This is a genomic window from Polynucleobacter sp. IMCC 29146 (assembly GCF_021395195.1).
In the GTDB taxonomy this organism is placed as follows: Bacteria; Pseudomonadota; Gammaproteobacteria; order Burkholderiales; family Burkholderiaceae; genus Polynucleobacter.
The window spans coordinates 179,624-201,778 of the sequence record NZ_JAJVCR010000002.1 but is presented as its reverse complement, the minus strand read 5'-3'; the positions used below and the strand labels follow the sequence as shown (position 1 = coordinate 201,778).

22 protein-coding genes are annotated in these 22,155 nt (G+C 43.1%); 18 read left to right on the top strand and 4 right to left on the bottom strand.

Going from position 1 to position 22,155, the window contains the following annotated elements; translation table 11 throughout:
* The first annotated feature begins 15 nt into the window (after positions 1–15).
* The 6 genes from LZT22_RS03020 (at position 16) to LZT22_RS02995 (ending at position 6,575) form a co-directional block, all read left to right on the top strand.
* The gene (locus tag LZT22_RS03020) at positions 16–1,614 is read left to right on the top strand and encodes a gamma-glutamyltransferase family protein (RefSeq protein ID WP_233923569.1); all 1,599 of its coding nucleotides are present in this window, start codon (positions 16–18) and stop codon (positions 1,612–1,614) included.
* Between the two features lie 86 nt (positions 1,615–1,700).
* Entirely contained in the window at positions 1,701–2,252 is a 552-nt protein-coding gene (locus tag LZT22_RS03015) for a superoxide dismutase family protein (RefSeq protein WP_233923568.1), read from the top strand.
* A gap of 141 nt (positions 2,253–2,393) precedes the next feature.
* Complete coding sequence (locus LZT22_RS03010) at positions 2,394–3,152, top strand: ABC transporter permease (RefSeq protein ID WP_233923567.1); 759 nt, start codon at positions 2,394–2,396, stop codon at positions 3,150–3,152.
* On the top strand, positions 3,149–3,946 hold the full coding sequence (locus LZT22_RS03005; protein WP_233923566.1) for an ABC transporter ATP-binding protein: 798 nt from the start codon (positions 3,149–3,151) through the stop codon (positions 3,944–3,946). The genes LZT22_RS03010 and LZT22_RS03005 overlap by 4 nt, the downstream gene beginning before the upstream one ends.
* A 30-nt stretch (positions 3,947–3,976) precedes the next feature.
* Complete coding sequence (locus tag LZT22_RS03000) at positions 3,977–4,996, top strand: ABC transporter substrate-binding protein (RefSeq protein WP_233923565.1); 1,020 nt, start codon at positions 3,977–3,979, stop codon at positions 4,994–4,996.
* Positions 4,983–6,575, top strand: a complete 1,593-nt coding sequence (locus LZT22_RS02995; protein ID WP_233923564.1) for a GMC family oxidoreductase — start codon at positions 4,983–4,985, stop codon at positions 6,573–6,575. Before LZT22_RS03000 ends, LZT22_RS02995 begins: the two co-directional genes overlap by 14 nt.
* On the opposite strand, the gene LZT22_RS02990 is transcribed toward LZT22_RS02995, so the two are convergent.
* From LZT22_RS02990 to LZT22_RS02980, 3 genes are read right to left on the bottom strand one after another with little or no spacing between them, the layout of a single operon-like run.
* Complete coding sequence (locus LZT22_RS02990) at positions 6,576–7,340, bottom strand: enoyl-CoA hydratase/isomerase family protein (protein WP_233923563.1); 765 nt, start codon at positions 7,338–7,340, stop codon at positions 6,576–6,578.
* 18 nt (positions 7,341–7,358) lie between these two features.
* A complete protein-coding gene (locus LZT22_RS02985; RefSeq protein ID WP_233923562.1) occupies positions 7,359–8,324 on the bottom strand; it encodes a tripartite tricarboxylate transporter substrate binding protein in 966 nt (321 codons plus the stop codon).
* Between the two features lie 41 nt (positions 8,325–8,365).
* A complete protein-coding gene (locus LZT22_RS02980) occupies positions 8,366–9,277 on the bottom strand; it encodes an SMP-30/gluconolactonase/LRE family protein (protein ID WP_233923561.1) in 912 nt (303 codons plus the stop codon).
* A 124-nt stretch (positions 9,278–9,401) separates the two neighbouring features.
* Between LZT22_RS02980 and LZT22_RS02975 the strand changes: the two genes are divergently transcribed.
* The 7 genes from LZT22_RS02975 (at position 9,402) to LZT22_RS02945 (ending at position 15,563) form a co-directional block, all read left to right on the top strand.
* Positions 9,402–10,355: a tripartite tricarboxylate transporter substrate binding protein gene (locus tag LZT22_RS02975; protein WP_233923560.1), complete on the top strand. Its 954-nt coding sequence runs from the start codon at positions 9,402–9,404 to the stop codon at positions 10,353–10,355.
* A 17-nt stretch (positions 10,356–10,372) separates the two neighbouring features.
* Positions 10,373–11,317, top strand: a complete 945-nt coding sequence (locus tag LZT22_RS02970) for a fumarylacetoacetate hydrolase family protein (RefSeq protein ID WP_233923559.1) — start codon at positions 10,373–10,375, stop codon at positions 11,315–11,317.
* 35 nt (positions 11,318–11,352) lie between these two features.
* Positions 11,353–12,330, top strand: coding sequence for a tripartite tricarboxylate transporter substrate binding protein (locus LZT22_RS02965; RefSeq protein WP_233923558.1), 978 nt, complete (start codon positions 11,353–11,355; stop codon positions 12,328–12,330).
* Positions 12,331–12,357: 27 nt separating this feature from the next.
* Positions 12,358–12,753 (top strand): RidA family protein, encoded by a 396-nt coding sequence (locus tag LZT22_RS02960; RefSeq protein ID WP_233923557.1) that lies wholly within the window; start codon positions 12,358–12,360, stop codon positions 12,751–12,753.
* A 21-nt stretch (positions 12,754–12,774) separates the two neighbouring features.
* Positions 12,775–13,668, top strand: coding sequence for a fumarylacetoacetate hydrolase family protein (locus LZT22_RS02955; protein WP_233923556.1), 894 nt, complete (start codon positions 12,775–12,777; stop codon positions 13,666–13,668).
* Positions 13,669–13,804: 136 nt separating this feature from the next.
* Entirely contained in the window at positions 13,805–15,049 is a 1,245-nt protein-coding gene (soxC, locus tag LZT22_RS02950; protein WP_233923555.1) for a sulfite dehydrogenase, read from the top strand.
* Entirely contained in the window at positions 15,039–15,563 is a 525-nt protein-coding gene (locus LZT22_RS02945) for a c-type cytochrome (RefSeq protein WP_233923554.1), read from the top strand. The genes soxC and LZT22_RS02945 overlap by 11 nt, the downstream gene beginning before the upstream one ends.
* Positions 15,564–15,585: 22 nt before the next feature.
* Here LZT22_RS02945 and LZT22_RS02940 read toward each other — a convergent pair whose 3' ends face one another.
* Positions 15,586–16,302: a GntR family transcriptional regulator gene (locus LZT22_RS02940; RefSeq protein ID WP_233923553.1), complete on the bottom strand. Its 717-nt coding sequence runs from the start codon at positions 16,300–16,302 to the stop codon at positions 15,586–15,588.
* Positions 16,303–16,534: 232 nt separating this feature from the next.
* On the opposite strand from LZT22_RS02940, the gene LZT22_RS02935 reads away from it, so the two are divergent.
* The 5 genes from LZT22_RS02935 to LZT22_RS02915 are packed head-to-tail and all read left to right on the top strand — an operon-like array spanning position 16,535 to position 22,155.
* A complete protein-coding gene (locus tag LZT22_RS02935) occupies positions 16,535–17,950 on the top strand; it encodes a gamma-glutamyltransferase (protein WP_233923552.1) in 1,416 nt (471 codons plus the stop codon).
* 30 nt (positions 17,951–17,980) lie between these two features.
* Positions 17,981–19,435 carry a pyruvate carboxylase subunit B gene (locus LZT22_RS02930; RefSeq protein ID WP_233923551.1) on the top strand — a complete coding sequence of 485 codons (1,455 nt, stop codon included), beginning with the start codon at positions 17,981–17,983 and terminating at the stop codon, positions 19,433–19,435.
* Positions 19,436–19,468: 33 nt separating this feature from the next.
* On the top strand, positions 19,469–19,981 hold the full coding sequence (accB, locus tag LZT22_RS02925) for an acetyl-CoA carboxylase biotin carboxyl carrier protein (protein WP_233923550.1): 513 nt from the start codon (positions 19,469–19,471) through the stop codon (positions 19,979–19,981).
* Complete coding sequence (gene accC / locus LZT22_RS02920) at positions 19,974–21,341, top strand: acetyl-CoA carboxylase biotin carboxylase subunit (protein WP_233923549.1); 1,368 nt, start codon at positions 19,974–19,976, stop codon at positions 21,339–21,341. The genes accB and accC overlap by 8 nt, the downstream gene beginning before the upstream one ends.
* Before the next feature lie 37 nt (positions 21,342–21,378).
* A complete protein-coding gene (locus LZT22_RS02915; protein ID WP_233923548.1) occupies positions 21,379–22,155 on the top strand; it encodes an ABC transporter permease in 777 nt (258 codons plus the stop codon).

The window sequence follows — 22,155 nt, the reverse complement described above, 5'->3', positions numbered from 1 at the left end:
ATAAAGAGTTAACTTATGCAAGCTAAATGGGGTATGCAAGGAATGGCTGTTGCACCGCATTCCTTGGCAGCAGAATCGGCTTTAGCGGTATTAAAGGAAGGTGGCAATGCGCTTGAAGCAATGGTTGCAGCTGCAGCAACCATTGCCGTGGTTTATCCGCATATGAATTCGATTGGGGGCGACTCTTTTTGGCTTATTTATGCTCCTGGTAAAGCCATCGGTGGTATCGATGCTTGTGGCGCTGCCGCGAGCCTAGCTTCAAGGCAATGGTATTTCGATCAAGGCATTACAGAGGCGATTCCATTTCGCGGCCCATTAGCAGCGAACACAGTGGCTGGTACGATTTCTGGATGGGGTGCTGCGCAGCGATTATCACAAAAGTGCCTGGGGGGAAAATTACCGTTAACTCGCCTTTTAGCTGACGGTATTTATTATGCTGAAAACGGAATTCCTGTAACGCATAGTCAATCGAGTCTAACGGCCAAGAAGCTTAAAGAGTTAGAACCTCAGCCAGGTTTTGCAGAAACCTTTTTGGTGGCTGGCCAAAGCCCAAAGACTGGCAGCATTTTTAAACAGGCCCGTCTAGCAAAGACGCTGCACAGAATTGCACAATATGGCACTGAAGAGTATTACCGCGGCGCTCTTGCTAACGTCATCGCTCAAGAGTTACAAACTCTGGGTAGCCCAATTCGGCTTTCAGATTTGCATCGGCACGAAGCCAAGTTAATAGATCCATTGCGATTGACGCATAGCTTGGGCAGTGTGTACAACATGACACCACCCACTCAAGGCGTTGTTTCACTGATGATTTTGGGAATTCTTGATCGTTTAGATTTACAGCGTTTCAAACTAGATAGCGCTGAGTATGTGCATCTTTGTGTTGAAGCAACCAAGCAAGCTTTTAAAATTCGTGATCAATTTATTACTGATCCTGCTTATATGCATTGCGATTCCCAAGATTTTTTAAAACCTGCATTTTTGCAAAAACTCGCGGATGCAATTGATCTCAATAAAGCATTGCCCTGGGGGCAGGGCAAAGGTCCGGCTGATACGATTTGGATGGGCGTTGTGGATAAACAAGGTTGTGCTGTTTCTTTTATTCAGAGTATTTATCACGAGTTTGGTGCTGGCATTGTATTACCAACCTCAGGAATTAATTGGCAAAACCGTGGTTGTAGTTTTTCGTTAAATCCTGCTTCACTAAATGCCTTAGAGCCTTTACGTAAACCCTTCCATACTTTAAATCCTGCTTTAGCACTTTTTAAGGATGGTCGTACCATGGTTTATGGCACGATGGGGGGAGATGGACAGCCACAAACCCAATGTGCAGTCTTTACTCGAACAGCAGTTTATGGTCTAGATCCACAAGCTGCGATTAGTCGGCCACGTTGGTTATTGGGAAGAACATGGGGTCAAACTAGCGATAGCCTGAAGCTGGAGTCACGCTTTGATTCACAAGTCATTAGCGACCTTGCTGCTCTTGGTCATGAAATTGAGCTACTCAATGATTTTGATGAAACTGTAGGACATGCTGGCTGCATTATGCGCGAACCCTCGGGTGTATTACGAGGGGGCTGGGATCCTCGCAGTGATGGCGGGGTCGCAGCCTATTAAGCAAGCATTTAGATTTTGTATTAAAGTGTTTATTAGCGATTAAATTATCAACAATTTGGTTATTAAAAATACACAGGAGACCTTTCATGCAAAAATTAGATCAAAATCAGTTTTCTTTTAGAACGCTTGCCTTAGCCTTGGGGACTGTTGGTCTTATCTCGCTTAGTGCATGTCAGTCTATGAAGCATGGCAATGGACAACAGGCTTCTGCCAAATTAGAGCCACGTTCAGGCTCAACTACAACTGGCGAAGTCCTATTTATTTGGCAGGGTCATGATGTTTTGGTTACGGGTAAATTTGCTGGACTTAAACCCAATGCTGAGCAAGGTTTTCATGTGCATGAGAAAGGAGATTGCTCTGCGCCTGATGCGACTAGTGCTGGCGGCCATTTCAATCCTGATACCAAAGACCACGGTATGCCTAATAGCAATATGAGCCATGCAGGTGATATGCCAAATATCAAATCAGATGCCAATGGAAATGCCACTTATTCTGCTAAGTTAACCGGGTTTTCAGTTGATAACAGCTCAACCGGAATTTTAGGTCGTTCTGTAGTAGTGCATCGCGATCCTGATGACTATAAATCTCAGCCAGCTGGAAATTCTGGTCCGCGGATTGCTTGTGGATTAATCAAGTAAATTTTTATCAATTACATAGCTGTCATTAAGGGATGACAGCTATGGGCAACTAGATTTTAAATGTGAGCCGTGTTTAGAATTGCGCTCTTATGCTATTCTGATTTATAAGATTATAAATTGGAGGCAAAAATTTATAGCAAAGTGAAGCAACTTGCTCTTTTATTGAGCCCTTGGCTTATCTTATTGGCCCTATGGCAGATCATTATCTCGGCTAGCTTGGTAGATCGCTCACTCATGCCCAGCCCGCCCGAAGTGGCTGCTAAATTTTACGACTTATTAAAGAATGGTCGCTTACTTGGCGATATTATTATGTCGACCCAGCGGGTTTTTTTGGGGGTAGTAAGCGGCATTGCTTTAGCGGTGCCGGTAGGATTTTTAATTGGCTGGTATAAAGACGTCCGCACTTTTCTAGATCCGGTTATTAATTTTTTTCGCGCGTTGCCCCCAATCGCCCTAATTCCTTTAGTGGTTGTTTACTTTGGCATTGACGAGCCTGCCAAAATTATTATCTTATTTTATGCATCATTTTTTGCAGGCGTTATTGTGATGTATGAGGGCGTTGCACAGATTAGCCCAATTTATATTAAGGTAGCCCATACACTTGGAGCAACCGACTGGGAGATATTTACGCGTGTAATTGTGCCGCTGACAATGCCGCATATTTTGACTGCACTGCGAGTGGCATTAGGAGTCGCCTGGGCTACTTTAGTTGCATCTGAATTGGTCGCTGCACAAAAGGGGTTAGGGGCACTCATTCAAAGTGCCGGATCATTTTTTCAGCTTGACGTTATTTATGTTGGCATTATTGCAATTGGGTGTGTGGCTTTAACTATGGACCTAATCTTAAGGTCGTTGACTAAGCGATTAATTCAATGGCAAGATAGGGTGGAAGCGCAATGAGTCAGGATCGCATTCGCTTTGAAAAAGCGACAGTTGATTTTAAAGTTGACAAGGGTTTGCTACGGGTTATTGATGACATCTCTTTCTCAATCTCGGATGGTGAATTTATTTCTATAGTAGGTCCATCGGGTTGCGGTAAGACCACTTTAATGAATATTATTGCTGGGTTTGTGAAGCCGACATCAGGAACGGTAAAACTTGATGGCGTTGAAATTAATGGTCCTTCTCAGAACCGTGGAGTTATTTTCCAAGAGTACGGAATTTTCCCATGGCTTACTGTTGAAAAAAATATCCTCTTTGGCTTAACTCTACGAAATAGTAAAGTGCCCAAAGATCGACATCAAGAAATATGTAGCCGATACCTGCAGTTGATGGGCTTAACTGATTTTGCTTTAGCTTATCCCCGCACTCTTTCAGGAGGCATGCGACAGCGTTTGGCGATTGCCCGTGCCTATGCTACGAATCCAGAATTTCTGTTAATGGACGAACCCTTTGGCGCCTTAGATGCTCAAACCCGAGCCAAAATGCAAGACTTACTACTTGAGGTTTTGCAGCATGAGCGTAAAACGGTTTTATTAATTACGCACTCTGTAGATGAGGCAATTTATTTATCATCTAAAATTATTGTAGTAACTGCTCGTCCCGCTAAAATTAAAGAAGTGATAGAAATTCCATTTCCTTATCCCCGTCATGAGTCAATTCATGATGACCCCCAATTCATTTCTCTTAAGTCGCGCCTGAGAGATTTGGTTATGAAAGAATATGAGGCGCAACAAAAACTTTCTAGCAATTAGACTAGAAGCCTTTATTAATAGGAGATTATGGTGAAAAAAAATAATTCTGAATTTAATCGTCGTCAATTTATAGTTGGTGCTGCATCTGCATCTGCATTGGCAATTACTGGTTTTCCGGCTATTGCCCAATCAAAGGTGAAATTAAAAGTTGGCTATGTTGATACCCTTGCAGTCACAGGTCAACTATGGACTGGTGTGCATCGTGGTCAGTGGGCGAAGGAGGGAATTGAATTTGATCCCTATAAATTTAATACTGGTTTAGATTTATTTAATGCCATGATTGGCGGAAGTCTAGATATGCTGAGTACGGGGGCGGTTATTTCTAATTTCCCAGCTCGTGGACAAGGTAAGGCGTTCATTATTAACAATATTGAATTTGCTACTGCTCAGCTTTGGGTTCGGCAAGATCAAGGCATTAAAGATTGGGCTGACCTAAAAGGTAAAAAAATAGCGACCACCATTGGAACTACGGCCCATGTATTTTTAGATGCCGCTTTGCGCGCTAATGGCCTTGATCCTGCTAAAGATGTAGAGATTGTTAATCAAGGGATGCCAGTAGCTGTAACCTCATTTATTTCTGGCGCTGTTCCAGCTGTTGCTTTGTGGGTGCCATTCAATGTCTTGGTACGAGATAAAGTACCTTCAGCCAAAATGTTAGTTGATGCCTCAGCCTATTATCCGAAATCAGCGATTCTTGGTGGATGGGCAGTGCGGGCAGATTATTTGGAAAAAAATCGTGCAATTTGTGCTAGTGTAATTAAAGGCTGGGCGGCTGCAAATGATGATTTGATTAAAAACTCTGAAGAAATTCTGCCCATTATTCAAAAAGCAAACTATAGCCAGGTGCCTCTTGCCGATCTACAAGCGCAGTTTAAGGCCTCTAAATACAATACCGCTGCCGAGTGGAAGAAACTGATTGAAAATGGTACTGCTATAGGCTGGTTACAACAAGTAACTGACTTTTATGCCAGAGCTGGGAATATTCAAAATCCTATTCCTGCTAAAACCTATTTTGAATCAAAACTTTTTACGGATAATGTCAAAGGCTAACGCGCCCTCCCAGACCTGGGACTATATTATTGTTGGTGCCGGGTCTGCAGGATGTTTGCTGGCAAATCGTTTAATTCGTGCTGGTTTTTCTGTTCTTTTAACCGAGGCGGGTAAGCAAGATAAAGGCTTTTGGCTGCATTTACCGGTAGGGTATTTTAAGACTATTTTTGATGAACGTTACTCACGATTATTTGCGGTTGAACCACAATTAGAAACTGGTAACCGAAAATTAATTTGGCCTCGCGGTAGGGTATTGGGTGGATCAAGTTCTATAAATGGGTTGATTTATATTCGTGGCCAGCACGCTGATTATGACGACTGGGAGCGTGCGGGGGCAACTGGCTGGGGGTATGAGAGTGTATTGCCATTTTTCAAGCGCTCTGAGCGTTATTCGGGAGAAGAGAGTTATTTTCATGGTCAGAGTGGTGAGCTTGGAGTTTCTAATTTAAAAAATGATGACCCCTCTTGCCATGCTTGGCTAGAGGCGGCACATGAGTATGGATTGCCATTGAACACAGACTTTAATGGCGAGACCGATTATGGGGTAGGCAAATATCAACTTAGTATTCGGGGGCGCTGGCGTTCAAGCGCCGCAGAAGCTTTTTTACGACCAGTTGAAGGCGACAATAGATTAACTGTGCTAATTAATACCATGGTATCAAAAGTCATTATTGACAATAATCAAGCCATTGGTATCGAATGCATTAGTAATGGATTGATTCACCGCTATTATTGTAATGCTGAAGTAATTTTAAGCGGCGGTGCTTTACAAAGCCCGCAAATTTTGCAGCTTTCGGGAATCGGCCCAGCAAATTTGTTGCGTCAACATAAAATTCCGATTATTTATGACTCTCCTGAGGTGGGTAAAAATTTACAAGACCATTACCAAGCACGGACAATTGTTCAGTTAAAAAATAAAATTTCTCTCAACAATCAAGTGCGTAATCCTCTGGGTTTAGCAAAAATGGGTTTTGAGTGGTTATTGATGCAGAAGGGGCCTTTAACAGTAGGTGCAGGGCAAGTTGGCGGTTTTGCAAAAACAGTCCACGCTAAAGATGATCGTGCTGATATTCAATTTAATGTGATGCCATTATCGGTAGATAAGCCTGGCGATCCTTTGCATCAGTACGCGGGTTTTACTGTTTCGGTCTGTCAATGTAGACCACAATCAAGGGGAGAATTACAGATTCAATCGACCAATCCTTTTGAACAAGCAAAAATTACCTCAAACTACTTAACTGCTGACGTTGATATAAAAACTTTAGTGGCTGGCCTAGAAATGAGCCGTGAAATTTATCGACAGAAAAGTTTTTGTAATCTATGGCAAGAGGAGAAGTTACCTGGACAATTGCCCTTAGAAAGTTTTGCTCGAAATAATGGCGGAACCGTTTTTCATCCTACTAGTACATGCCGAATGGGATCTGATTTTTCTGCAGTTCTTGACCCTCAGTTACGTGTCAATGGCGTTAATAATTTAAGGGTTATTGATGCATCCGCTATGCCGACTGTTATTTCTGCTAATACGAATGCCGCCACGATTATGATTGCCGAAAAGGGTGCAGCACTGTTAACTGGATAACTAGGTTGATTTATGTGAGGCAGCCAGCCCCTCTAGCGCTAATCCATAGCCTAATAAATTCTGCATTTTTTGTTTTAATTCTTGGGTTAATAAGGTTCTTGAATAGCGTCGTAAGAGCGGGCTGCGTTGCATTAAAAATTGAGCGTGCTCATAAGCGCGTGGTAATAGCTTATCTGCTGGTAAGATTTCACTAATTAGCCCTATCTCCTTTGCCTCTTGAGCTGAGAGAGTTTGACCTGTTAATAAAAAATACCGTCCACGGTTGATGCCCATTAAGTGTGGAAAGACAATATGTACACCATCTCCCGGCACCAAACCACCAGCAAAATGGGCTGAGTCTTGAATCGTTGTATTGTCGCTAGCGAGCACAATATCGGATAACAATGGAATTTCTGAATGACGTAAGGCTGGCCCATTAATAGCGCCAATAATAGGTATTTCAATATTTAATAAGTTCATCAAGAGATGCTTTCCCTCCCAATAAATTTTGTCCCATTCCATGGCAGTCACCGGATGGCTTACATGATTATGGCCATTGGGTGGGCAGGGCGGACCACTAAAGACTTCACCCGAGCCAGTCAGAATCATGACTTCATTTTCTGGGTCGTGACCAATCTCATAAAAAGCCCGCTCTAATTCTCCATGAGGTAGTAGACTCCAATGCAAAGGGCCGTCATTGGTGTGAAGTTTCACTTCAAGAATGCCATCCTGACGCTTCATTTTGATGGTTTGATATTTATCGGCGTATTCGCTTAGCTTAGTCATTCTCAATTTTCTCAATCGTTATAAAGAAGGTTTAATTCCGGCAGCCTTAATAATATCTCCCCAGCGTGCAGTATCGGTTTTCATTAAGGCGCCAAAATCAGCCCTCGAGTCTCCACCAGGCAATAGTGCTTGAGGGGTTAAAACCTCATCAATAAAAGTTTTATTCTTTAGAATTTCAACGATATCTTGATGGATTTTATTGAGTGCTACTGTTGGGGAACCTGCGGTTGCAACCATTCCAAACCAAACATTAATCGCAAATCCAGGAACCCCTGATTCAGCCACGGTAGGTAAGTCTGGCCTAAATGGCAGCCGTTTATCTGTGGCTGCTGCGAGGATTTTAATTTTCCCCGATTTTTCATGTTGTTCAAAGGCGCCTAGTGTGCCAACATAGAGGTCTACTTGCCCCCCAATCAAATCAGTAATAATTTGTGCCGTGCCCTTATAGGGCACATGGAGTAACTTGGTACCCGTTTGTTTTTGGAAGTCTTCCATTGCGACATGCGGATAAGACCCATTGCCAAGAGAGGCATAAGGGGTGTCAGGGTGAGCTTTTAGATAGGCTATCAGCTCCTTAATGGTGTTGACTGGTATTTTGGTCGAGATAACAATGATGGGGGCTTGACGTGCAACTAAGGTAATGGGCGCAAAATCTTTTAAGGGTGAGTAATTAATGTTGGGAAATAAATTAGGCAAAATTACATAAGGAGCACTATCTGAAATCATCAGGGTATAGCCATCCGGCTGAGCTTTAGCTACAGCTTCAGCACCAATCATGCCGGATGCACCGCCTCTGTTGTCTACTAGAACAGGCTTCCCCCATTTTTTTGCAAGTTGAATTGCGATACTTCTTGCTAAGGCATCGGTTGCTCCGCCAGGGGTATATGGCACTACAATTTTTACTGGTTTATCTGGGTAGGTTTGCGCAAGCGCCAAAGATGTAGATATTAAAATTAAATTAGCAACTAGAAATTTCTTAAGCATATGGTGGCCCAGTTAATATTGTTTAAGTTAAATCGGCTGGATTAACCTAAGAACTTAGGTTCTTCTAATCCCTGAATACCTGTGTTAACTGCGAGCAAACAGCCTGCTAGCGGTTGTTGAGCTAACTCTTTTTCTTTCATGCGACGGCGCGCAGTAGTGATATATAAAGTATCTAAATTAGGGCCGCCAAAGCATAAGCTGGTTACTCGGCGCACTGGAAGGTTAATGACGGTATCAATTCTGCCTCTGGGGTCATAACGGGTAACGCACCAGCCATCCATATTGGCACTCCAAAAGCAGCCATCGGCGTCTACAGTAGAGCCGTCGCAGATACCGCGACCGAGCGGAACATCCGCAAAATGGCGGCGATTATAAATAGCCCCATCAGTTGCGTCGTAATCGAATACGTCAATGCGACAACTAAAAGAATCTGTGAAATACATTAAGCGATTATCAGGACTAAAGCTGATACCGTTGATACAGGTAATACCCTCCATGATGAGGTTTGCCTTAAGATCTGCATCGAGGCGCCATAGCCTGCCGCGCGGAGTGTATGCGCTAGCTTGTACAGTGCCAGTCCAAAAGCGGCCATGCCGATCTACTTTGCCATCATTAAACCGATTCCCTGGGCGATCAGCATCTGGCTTGACTATTTCAGTTAATGAACCATTTTCCGGATCGAAAAAATAAAGGCCAGAGCGCATGCCAACGACAAGACCCCCTTTTTGACGTAAGCCAATGGAGCCAATTTCTTCAGCCATTTGCCAGCTTTGTTTTTTATTTGTACTGGGATCAAGTCGATGAATAAACATCCCTATACCGTCTACCCACCAGAGAAGCTGTTTATCTTTATCCCAAATAAGCGACTCACCCAAGATATCGTGATTAGAGTCGATAATATCGATATCCGAACCAATCATATCAATCGGTCGTGTTTTGGCATTAACGGTCATTGCTACCCCTTGAATCCATATCTAGTTTTGAATGATTTTGCGACACCTCAGGTATATTAAACGTTTACGAGAGGTCGTGTTTTTTTAGTTGCTATAAATATTATTGATAAAAAAAGGAATACTCGTGCAATTCAAGCTATATCTAAAAATATTTGTTTTGTACTCCCTCCTAGGCATAACATATGCGGTTGGTGCATTTGCACAGGGTGACGTTTTTCCATCTAAAAGCATCAAGGTTATTGTGCCATTTCCGCCGGGGGGAGGGACCGATACGCTGATGCGCATTATTACCCCTCCCTTATCAGAGATGTGGAAACAATCGATTGTGATTGAAAATCGTCCCGGTGCTTCTGGGGCTGTTGGAGCAGATGCCGTAATTCGCGCGCCGGCAGATGGATATACCTTATTGGTTGCTACTACCGCATTGCCGGATCGCTTAGTTAATCAATTAGCGCCGATTAGTTTGATTTCTGCGTCACCTTATGTTTTAACCGTAAGCCCAGCTTTAAAAATTAATTCGGTACAACAATTAATCGCTGCAGCAAAAGAAAATCCTGGCTTAATTCGCTTTGGTTCATCTGGTCCTGGTTCGGCCTCGCATTTATCAGGAGAATTATTTAAGGCGGTTGCAGGAGTTGAAATGCTTCATGTACCTTACAAGGGGACAGGGCCCGCAATGACGGATTTATTAGGGGGTCATATTAATGTGATGTTTGCGCCAGCGCAAACAGTGATGCCTCAAGTAACGTCTGGCAATTTAAAGGCCTTAGCAGTGACTAGTGCCAAGCGATCTCAATCTATTCCTAATTTACCTACTATTGCTGAAGCAGGCTTACCGACCTATAGTGCAGTGGGCTGGTTCGGGCTTTTTGCTCCACCCAATACACCTAAAAGCGTGATCACCAAGATTAATACCGATATTGATAAGGTTCTAAAGTTACTTCAAGTACGACGTGAAATGTTGGAGCGCGGCATCGAGCCATCCGGTGGCTCGCCTGAGGAATTTGCCGACCTAGTAAAAACGGATCAACTAAAATGGTCAAAGTTAATTCGAGAAAAAAATATCAAAATTGATTAGCAATTAAATAGGGCAATATGAGATTAATTACTTTTATTCGCGCAGGGTCGTCTGCTGCAGAAATTGGTGCGCGCATTCCGCTGGCTAGTGGGGATTGTATTTTGCCTTTTAGTGAATCCGCCATGCGCAATAACATAGCAAATTTTCCTGCTGATATGAAATCTTTTCTAGCGGCGGGAGATGCAACGATGCAGTTAGCAAAAACTTGGGTAGCTAGCCTTAAGTCAAATCATGCTCTACTTGATTTGACTCTTCCTGACGACAAAATAAACTATTTACCCCCCATTAGCAATGCTGATAAATTTTTATGTGTCGGCAAGAATTACCGCTCGCATTTAGAGGAACTAAAACGTACCAATTTAATTAAAGAAATGCCTGAGGAACCAACTTGTTTTGTGAAGTTAAATTCTTGTCTTAGTGCTCATAATGATAAGGTAATTAGACCTAAAGGTATTACGCATCTTGACTATGAGCCAGAGCTGGTTTTTGTCATGGGAAAAAGAGCTTTAAAGGCCAAAGGCGAAGAAGCGCTTAGCTATATTGCTGGCATCACTATCTTAAATGATTTAACTTGTCGCGATTTGCAACTAAGAGAGGTTAAATCGGGCTCACGTTTCTGGACGGGGAAAAATATTCCGGGCTTTGGTCCACTTGGACCAGAAATCATTACGCTTGATGAAATTCCAAACGTTTATGATTTATGGATGACCTGTGCGGTTAATGGCCAAGTGAGAATGCGGGTAAATACGAGTGAACAGATATGGAAAATAGCCGATATTTTGGAGCATTTTTCGCGCTATATTCCGATCGAGGCTGGTGACTTATTCTCTACTGGCGCGCCCGGTGGTGTAGCGGTAGGTAAGCCAAATGCTGAGGAACTGTACTTAAAGCCTGGCGATGTCATTGAATGTTCAATTGAAGGCGTAGCAACTTTACGCTCCTTTATAGTTGATGAGATTTAGTGTATTTTGATAAAAATATTTCTAAGGGATTCATGATGAAAATGAATATTAAGCAGTATTTCTTCTTGCTACCTCTCGCATTGGTTTTATTCTCTACTAGCAATCTTTATGCCCAGTCAGATTATCCTAATCGTCCAGTCAAAATGATTGTTGGATTTCCCGCAGGTGGTGCTGTTGATGGAGCGGGAAGAATGATGGCCCAAATTTTACAAAAGGCGTTTAATCAAACTTTTATCATTGAAAATCGCCCTGGTGTAGGCGGGATGCTGGCAATGCAAGAGGTTGCAAGGGCAGCGCCAGATGGCTATACGCTTGCAGTGGGTTCAGCAGGCCCGTTAACAGTAAGTCCCTCCATCTTTAAAAAAGCGAATTTTGATCCTCGCCAATCCTTGGCGCCTATTATTTGGTTTGTTAATAATCCAGGCATTGTAGTAATTCGTAAAGATTTACCAGTCAATAATATTGCCGAGTTAGTTAAGTTATCTAAAACTAAAGAATTGAATATGGCTTCTGCTGGTACTGGTAGCGTATTACATTTAATGGGGGAATACTTTCAAGAACGCATGGGAGTCAAATGGGTACACGTTCCATATAAAGGCAGCGGCCCAGCATTAACTGATATGGTTGCCGGCAGAACCGATGTAGCCTTAGAGCTTGTTCCTTCAGCAGCACCCTTTGTCAAATCGGGGCAGTTACGGGCATTAGCGATTACTTCAAGCAAACGTTTAAATGTTTTACCTGATATTCCTACTTTGGCAGAACTTGGCTATAGTGGCTTAGACATGGGGTCGTGGATGGCGCTATTAGCGCCTAAAGGAACTTCCCCTGAGATTATTAATAAATTAAATCAAGCGCTAAACGAAGCGATGAAAAACTCCGAACTTATTCAAAAGGTGAACGCTGGTGGGGGCGAACTAGTTGGCGGTACCCCTCAAGACCTGACTAATCAAATGAATAAAGAGATTCCCCGTTGGGCAACAATTATTGAGCGATTGAATATACAACCCGATTAGCGCCATTTTATTCTTTGAGGAAAATTGATGACAAAGCAAGAAATTTCAACAACTAATATTAAAAAACCAGGTGGACATTTCTCTCAGGCAACAGTAGTAGAGGCTAAAGGTAAATTAGTCTTTATCTCTGGCATGACCGCGCATAAACCCGATGGCACTATTGCGGGAATTGGCGATATGGAGGCGCAAACCCGCCAGGTTTGTGAGAATGTAAAGAATGCGGTTGAGGCAGCAGGCGGCACGATGGCTGATATTTGCCGGGTCGATGTCTACGTGATCGGCATGGAGCATTTTGATGTCATTCACAAGGTGCGGCGCGAATATTTTAAAGCGCCTTTACCTGCATCTACGATGGTTGAAATATCGCGCTTTGTTTCACTGGATTACTTAATTGAAATGAATGCAATTGCAGTGATTCCATAAAGAATTATTTGAAAGGCTTTTATGTATTTTTGTACCTTTAATTTAAATGGACGTCCACAGCTAGGAATGGCTCAAAATTCCCAGTTACAGGCCTTAGTCAATTTAACGGAAATTTGGCCCGAAGCTTTAGCGCCGAGCAATGTTGGTGAATTAATTAGTGTAGGTAATGCGGGTCTTGTAATTGCGGCGAAATTACATCAGTCCGCGACCAAATGGATTGAAGTTCAGGATTTGCAATGGTTAGCTCCTATACCGAAACCTCATAAAAATATTTTTTGTGTTGGTCGTAACTATCGGGAACACATTATTGAAGGCAATATTGCGCAGGGCCGCGAACCTAATTTATTTCCTGAATTTATTGAATTGTTTACTAAGGCGCCAACGGCTGTAATTGGGCATGGCGCAACAATACCGCTACATGCTGGCTTAACTGCCATGCTGGATTATGAGGCTGAGTTAGCCATTGTGATTGGGCGGGGCGGGGTAAATATTGGTGAAGATAGGGCCAACGACGCTATATTTGGATATACTATTTTGAATGATGTTACTGGCCGTGAAATTCAGCGGCGGCACGGACAATGGTTTAAGGGCAAGAGTCTAGATGGTAGTTGTCCAATTGGCCCCTGGGTTGCTCATAAGTCTGCCATTGCCGACCCGCATCAATTGGCAATTTCCTTAAAAGTAAATGGCGAGCAGAGACAAAATGGGAATACTTCGACAATGATTTTTACCATTCCGCGAATTATTGCTGAATTATCAGCTGGCCTTACTCTTGAGCCCGGAGACATTATTGCGACCGGTACGCCTTCAGGAGTGGGTTATGCGATGAAGCCGCCTCGTCCTTTGAAAACTGGAGATGTTATTACTATCGAAATTGAGGGGCTTGGTAAGTTGGAAAATACGGTGGGCAATTAAAGCGAGCAAGCTAGTTGCAGCACTTCTGGAACATTAACCGTGATTTTAATTTGTATTCAATTTAGGGTATTCCTCTATGGATTTGATGCATTCTTGAGATAAAGTAGAAAAATAATAAGCAGAAGAAGGAGGGGTAATGCCAAAGGAAGACAATACTCTAAATCGACGTAAATTTATTAAGTCATCTATTTTAGCTGGCGCAGGTGTTGGTGCTTCAATTCAATCAGGGCTAACGCATGCTCAAGCTCCAGCCCCAGCTAATTTTTTAACGATTGATCCTTGGACGAAGATTCAACGACAGGGTCAGCCGAACTTAACTTATGGTCTACCAACTAAGTTCGAGAAAAATGTTGTTCGTGACCCTTATGGAAATGGCTCTAAAACCCCACTTCAAAAACTTCACGGGATTATTACACCAAATGGCCTTCACTTTGAGCGCCATCATGGTGGCATTCCAGAAATTGATCCTAACTTACATCGTCTAGTCATTCATGGTTTAGTAGATAGACCACTGATTTTTACCATGGATGATCTGGTACGATTTCCCTCGGTAAGCCAAATTCATTTTTTAGAGTGCTCTGGAAATACTTGGGCGGAATTAAAAAAGAAAACTTGGGCAACGGTTCAAGAAACCCATGGGCTTTTATCCTGTTGTGAATGGACTGGAGTTCGTTTATCTACACTTCTTCAAGAGGCTGGGGTAAAGCCTGAAGCTAAATGGGTATTGGCCGAGGGGGCTGATAGCGCGGCAATGACTCGCAGTATTCCGATTCAAAAAGCACTTGATGATGCTATTGTTGCTTATGGTCAAAATGGTGAAATGTTACGAGCAGAACAGGGTTATCCATTGCGTTTATTTTTACCGGGCTTTGAAGGTAATATGAGTATTAAGTGGTTGCGTCGTCTTAAGTTGGGTACAGAGGCTTGGCAAACACGGGAGGAAACTTCTGCTTATACCGACTTAGGGGCAGATGGCAAAGCCCTGCAGTTTACTTTTTTGATGGGGGTTAAATCAGTCATTACCACTCCTTCGGCTGTCATGAAATTAAAGGGGAAAGGTTTTTATGAAATCTCCGGAATAGCTTGGACTGGTAGTGGAAAAATAAGGCGGGTAGAAGTTTCGGTAAATGGCGGTAAATCTTGGAATGAGGCAACGCTACAAGCCCCTATTTTAGATAAATGCTTAACTAAATTTAGCATGGCCTGGAACTGGAATGGTGAAGAGGCGGTATTAATGAGTCGAGCTTATGATTCAAATGGCGATGTGCAGCCTAGCTTAGAGTCCGTATTACAAGCAAGAAGCTCAAATGCTTTTTATCATAACAATGCAATTCAACCCTGGATTGTTGCAAGTAATGGCGAGGTATCTAATGGACGTTAAGCCGCTACTCCTTTTTACCGGCTTTTTTTTCTTAGCTGCGTGCAGCACTAACCAGGCTACCTCTGGCCCCACCAAGCTTGGAAAACCAATTTCTGAGGCGCAAGTAGCAGCTTGGAATATTGATATAAGTGAAAGTGGGATAGGATTGCCAGCGGGCTCTAGTACCCCAAAAATAGGTGCATCGATTTATCAAGCAAAATGTGCTTTATGCCATGGCGATAAAGGTCAAGGCGGCGTTGCGAATCAATTGGTTGGTGGCGGAGCGCTTAATACTGAAAAACCGGTTAAAACTGTGGGCAGCTTTTGGCCCTATACGGCAACAATTTTTGACTATGTAAAAAGATCGATGCCGCATCAGGCGCCACAATCATTAACTGATGACGAAGTATATGGCGTCACTGCCTATATTTTGTATATGAATAAAATTATCGGTTTTGATGATATGATGAATGCTAAAACATTGCCTTTAGTAACTATGCCAAATCGTGATGGGTTTGTTCGAGTAGAGCGATAAAGCGTTAGCTAAATGGCTTAACTTAAGTTCCACTTTGCCCAAAAAAGAGCCTTGGCCCATTGGGTGGCAAAAAGAGTTGCTGATAAAAAATCGGTTTCGATCGCTGGCCACTCGCCATAATCTCAACTAGCACCCCTTTGGTATTTTTTGCTTGGCCCAAGAGTTGATTGATCGTGCTTGGCAAGGCAATGCATTGAATCGTCCGGTCAATTTTTTCAAGGTAAATTTGATAATGATCTTGAATTAATCCGGCAAAATTAGCGCTATTTAATTCTTTCAATGGAGTTTTAGCAATAATTGGAAATTGTTCTGGATCAAGAAAGTATTTGCTATAAAAAGTATATTCCCCGGCCTGAATAACGCGATTGATTTGGAGTAATTGAACGTTTATTTTCCCTGCCGTTAACCAATGGGCCCATGATTCTGTAGAGCGGATTAATTTCCTCTTCACTACTTGGGTCGACATGGGCACAAATTCTGCACTGTCTTTTTCAAGAAAGCGAAAGATCCAGGGCCCACCGATACGTTTTTCAATTGGAATAACAAAGGTGCCCAATCCACGCTTGCGCTGTAAAAATCCCTCGCGAGTGAGGCTGCCAATAGCTTTTTGAATTGTTCCAAGACTAAATGGAGTAGATTTTGAAAGCTCTAACTCGGTAGGTAGCTTGACCCCACATTTCCAATACCCATCTTGAATGGCTGCCAAGATGGATTCACGTAAAACTTCATATTTCCTCACGTTAACCCTATGTTGAGGCTTATATTTTTTATAAAAAAGGGCTTCGCTCATTTGTTTATTGTGGTTATAGGACCGTAGTGCTTACTATCTTACGCTGCGCCTTAGAATTTTGCGCTGCACAAGTTAATATATAGTAAGTCTTGACAAATTTCCCAACTCTCAATAATCTAACTAAGCTTTATTGTTAAAAATTAAAAAATATAGTCGATTAAATCGCACTTAGGAGATAAAAATGCGTGGGGCGGTAGTTTGCTCTCATCAAATTGCTGCAGATGCGGGTGCTAAAACGATGGAGCATGGCGGCAATGCTATCGATGCAACTGTTGCAGTTGCTATGGCTTTAGCTGTGCTTGATCCTGCAAATTGCGGAATAGGTGGGTATGGCGGCTTTATGGTGATTCAAAAAACGCCCCATGAAATCCCTATAACCATTGATTTCAATGCTACGGTAGCCAATGAATTCAATCCAGCATTACTGACGTCTAATAAAATCGGCGTAAATTATTTTGGTAGCGCTGCTTCAGTCTCTACCCCCTTAGTGTTAAGTGGCTTGCTTAAGGCTCACCAAGAATTTGGGTCACAAGACTTTGCGCCATTACTAAACACGGCTATTGCTGCGGCGCAGGAGGGCTTCATTGTCGGTCAGAATTTACAAATGGCCTTAAGCTGGGCTGCAGCGCGTGCGGACCAGTTTCCAGACAACTTTAAGGCCATTTTTGCCCCTGATGGCAAATGGTTGCAGGCTGGTGATCGCCTTATTCAGGCAGAGCTAGCAAATACACTCACTCACATTCAAGCGGATCCCGTTGGATTTTTTTATCAAGGTGAGTTTGCCGCTGCTACTAGCCAATTTTTATTAGAACATGGCGGCTGGTTAAGTAAAGAAAACTTTAATCAGCAGCAGGCCAAGCTTGATGTTGGTAATCCAGTAGCATTTCACGGGTCAACTATTTATGGCCCAAACCCCTTAACTTCTGGTTTTGGAATCGTCCAAGATGCGCTGCAACAATTGTCGAATATAGGACTAGAAGAACTGCAGGCAGAAAAAAATTATATTGCTCTAGTTGCAGATGCTTTGCGGATAGGCTGGAGAAATAAAAGAGAGGCTTTTGCAGTTACTAAGGCAGCAGAGCAGCATACAACTCATTTTTGTATCAGCGATACCAAGGGTATGACAGTTTCTTGTACTTTTACACAGGGACCATTATGGTTTGGATCTGGCCTAATAACTCCAGGAACGGGGGTAGTTTTAAATTGCGCTGGCAATTTATTCCGCCAGTCGCGCGCTTCTGGGAAATGGCTTTGTGTGACCAATCTCTCACCTAATGTAATGCTAAAGAAAAATGGCGATCAAATTGCTTCGGGTTCTCCGGGCGGACCTCGCATACCAGCAATTATCTTACAAATTATTTTAGAAATGAGCTCTAAAACTGGCAATCTACAACAAGCAATTAACCGTCTGCGTGTCTCGGTTACGCCAAATGGCGAATTAGAGCTAGAGGATGAAGTGCTAGCTAAGCGTTATCAGGGGTTGAAAATTCATGCTGCAGAATATTTTGGGCCAACCTCAGCTTTGTTGAGAGCGCCAAATGGCGATTTACATATTGGTACTGATGATCGCTTTGAGAAGGGCGTAGCGTGGGTATAAGCCAACATAATCTTGAATAAAGGAATGGTTGTGGATAAATCCGTAGGCATTATTGATACAACTTTACGCGATGCTCACCAATGCTTATGGGCAACACGCATGACGACCGCCCATATGCTGCCAATCGCAGAACAAATTGATCAGGCTGGCTTTGATCAAATTGATTTGGCAGGAACCATCCAGTTTGATGTTTGTGTGCGCTACTTAAAAGAAGACCCGTGGGAACGCGTTCGACTGATGCGTAAGCTAATTAAAAAAACGCCACTGCGGACATTGGTACGCAGTAAAAATATTGCCTCATTTGACTTTGTTCCCGACGATATTATTGAGCTCTGGGTAGAGCGCTTAGTTGCCAACGGCTTTAGGGTGGTTGGTGCTTTTGATGGCCTCAATGACGTTGCCAATATGTTAGCCACCACGCGGGTATCAAAAGCCTTGGGGGTTTATACATTTGGCGCGCTTTCGTACAGTTTAAGCCCAGTTCATACTGATGAGCTATACGTTGAAACTGCTAAGCAATTAATTGCCAGTGGTACGGTTGATGCCATTATGCTCAAGGATGCTGGCGGTTTATTAACGGTTGATCGTATTCGCACTTTAGTTCCTGCGCTTAAAAAAGTAATGGGTACAGTACCCCTCGAAATTCATGGACATTGCTTAACAGGTATTGCCCCATTAATGTATTTAGAGGCCGTCAAGCTTGGCGCCGATCAGTTGCATACTTCGATCGCGCCGCTAGCAAATGGCGCTGCACAGCCTGCTACACAAAGTGTTGCTAAAAATTTAAGGCTAGACGGCTATCGCCTATCAATTAATGATGAGGTAATTGATGAAATTGGCGCCCATTTTCAGCGCATTGCTGAACTTGAAGATAAGCCTGTTGGGCAGATTTTGGAATATAACGCTTTTCACTATCAGCATCAAATACCTGGCGGCATGCTGAGTAATTTTCGCTCTCAATTAGACCAGGCTGGCATTGCAGATAAATTTGATGCACTTCTAGATGAGTGTGCTAGGGTCAGACAAGAGCTCGGCTACCCAATTATGATTACACCGTTTGCGCAATTTGTGGGTACCCAGGCGGTATTAAATGTCTTGCATGGCGAGCGTTATCGCGTTGTGCCTAATGAAATTAAAAAATATGCTTTAGGGTATTACGGTAAATTATTAGCACCAGTCGAGCCAAGCGTTTTGGATCGGATCATAGAGAATGGCTCTAAACAAATCGGTTTAAACCCCACGCCGCGCGAACCAGGCGTGAAGGCATTAAGAAAGAAATATCCGCACGCCAGTGATGATGAGCGCTTATTGCGCTATATGTTTGCAGGATCGCAAGTTGATGATATGTTAGCAGCGGGCGCAATGAAAACTGAATATGTTTTTGAGCACTCGGTTGTTTCGTTAATTAAAGAATTGAGTCGGCGACCTAAGACAAGTCGGATACATGTATCTAAACCTGGCCTGAATATTGAAATTGCTGGGTAATAATGATTCCAAATTTAAAACAAGGAGATAGTGGTGTCTGAGCGCAATTTAAATTATCAGGATTTGATGGAGATCATTCGCTTAGTAGAGGATTCACCACAATTTTCGGAGTTTAGTCTACAGTATGGCGATATTAAAATTGATTTACGAAAAAATTCTGCCAATTCACAGGCCCGGTCTTTTCAACGCTCTGGCATCGTAGGGCAGGCCTCTGCGCCCGCGCAAAGTGCTGTAGTAAGCGCCGAAATAAGTGCTGCACCACAAACGGTCGTCAGTAAAAAAATGATGGTGGCGCCTTCTGGTTTGGTTGGTATTAAGGCGCCAATGGTTGGCAGCTTTTATCGCTCTCCGGAACCAGGTGCTCCCCCATTTATTGAGATTGGCGCTAAGGTCGGAATCGATTCAGTAGTGTGCATTATTGAGGTAATGAAGTTGATGAATTCATTACCGGCTGGTGTTGATGGGGTGGTAAGTGAAATTTTGGTTGGTGATGGTGAGCCAGTTGAATATGGCCAAATATTGATTTTAATAAAGCCCAATGCGTAAAGCAAAACCCATTAAAAAACTGCTAATCGCTAATCGCGGTGAAATTGCAGTGCGTATTATTCGGGCTTGCCAAGAGCTTGGTATTGAAACTGTGCAGGTGTATTCAGAGGCAGATAGCCAATCACTGCCGGTTTTTATGGCAGATAAATCGATGTGCATAGGCCCTGCTCGGGCTAGTGAGAGTTACTTAAACGTTGAAAAAATTCTCACGGCTGCCTATCTCTTTCGGGTCGATGCAATTCATCCTGGCTATGGGTTTTTATCTGAAAATGCCGATTTTGCAGAGCGTTGCGAGCGCGAGGGCTATATTTTTATTGGCCCAAGTTCAACTTCCATTCGCTTAATGGGCGATAAGGCTACGGCTATTCGCCTGGCAAAAGAGGCCGGTATTCCGACCACGCCAGGTTCAAATGGAATTTTACAAGATGCAAAAGAGGCGGCCAGTATCGCAGACAAAATTGGCTACCCGGTTTTATTAAAGGCAAGTGCAGGAGGTGGGGGAAGAGGCATGCGCATTGTTAATCATGCCGAGCAAGTCGAATCGGCCTATATTGAGGCCTCCCAGGAGGCAAAGTCTGCTTTTGGTGACGGCTCGCTTTATATGGAAAAGTTTCTGACGGGCATACGGCATATAGAGGTACAGGTGCTGGGTGACGGTGAAAATGTTTTGCATCTCGGTGAACGAGATTGTTCTTTGCAGCGCCGCAATCAAAAATTGGTAGAAGAAAGCCCCTCTCCAGTGTTAAGTGAGAAATTGCGCACCGATATTGGCAATGCAGCCATTCAACTTTGCAAACATGTTAATTACCGCAGCGCGGGCACGATTGAGTGCATGCTTGACCCTATTTCAAAGCAATTTTATTTTATGGAAATGAATACCCGGATTCAGGTTGAACATCCAGTAACTGAAATGGTTACTGGCATTGATTTGGTCAAGGCTCAGATACTAATAGCTGCAGGGGAGGGTCTGAGTTTGCAGCAAAAAGATATCCGTTTAACAGGGCATGCAATTGAATGCCGCATTAATGCCGAAAGTGCAGCCAATGATTTTCGACCTAATCCGGGCAGGGTTAACGAGTATTTTGCACCCGGTGGTTTTGGTATCAGAATGGATAGTCATTTATTTTCGGGATATGTGATCCCCCCATTTTATGATTCCCTGCTAGGTAAGGTAATTTGCTGGGGCCGTGATCGAGCTGAGGCAATTGCACGTATGCAACGGGCTTTATTAGAAATGCAAGTTGAGGGCGTGGAGACTACGCGTGAATTTCAAAGAAAACTGATTAGCTCTTCTGAATTTATGACAGGTGATGTGCATACTCGTTTTGTTGAAACCAATTTTTTAAACCGGATGGAATAAATTGTTCAGCTCTTTTTTTAGTTCCACTAGTAAAAAAATGAATCCAGGCATTAAGGCTGCCGGGCTTAATGTCCTTGCTTTAGCAGCATTTTTATTGTTATGGCAATTACTAGCGGGTTGGGTTGCTTCACCATTTTTCCCTCCAGTAGATGCTGTGTTCAAGGCATTTAAAAATTTACTTGTAAAAGGTGATACCCAAGGTATCTCACTCGGAGCCCATGCATGGGCGAGTTTATATCGGGTTTTATTGGGCTTTAATCTGGGTGTTTTTTTGGGAGTACCACTTGGCTTGTTGATGGGCCTAAATAAAAGCCTATACAACTCAACCCGCTCGGTCATGGAGCCTTTTCGCTTTATTCCACCCATTGCCTGGATTCCCTTGGCCATTATTTTATTTGCAGGCGATACGCGCTTTGCATTTTTAATTTTTCTTGGCGCTTTTTTTCCGGTTTATACGTCAACCTTAGTGGGAGTTCAGCGGGTTGAACCTTTGCATAAGAAGGTAGTAGCCGTTTATGGCGCCTCGAAGTTTTATACCTTAATGCATGTGGTGGTGCCTACCGTACTTCCAGATATTTTAGGGGGCATGCGAGTGGCGATGGGTGCCGCTTGGCTGACCATTGTTGCAGCTGAATTAGCTGGCGGGATTAATGAGGGCTTGGGACGCATGATGCTGAACTATGCTGAATTATTAAAGATTCCAGAAATTATTGTTGGCATGATTGTGATTGGTGCAATTGGCTTTGTTTTGAATGAGTTGCTACTAATGGCTGAGCGTTATTTATTTAAGTGGAGATGGCAGGTTACCCTTTAA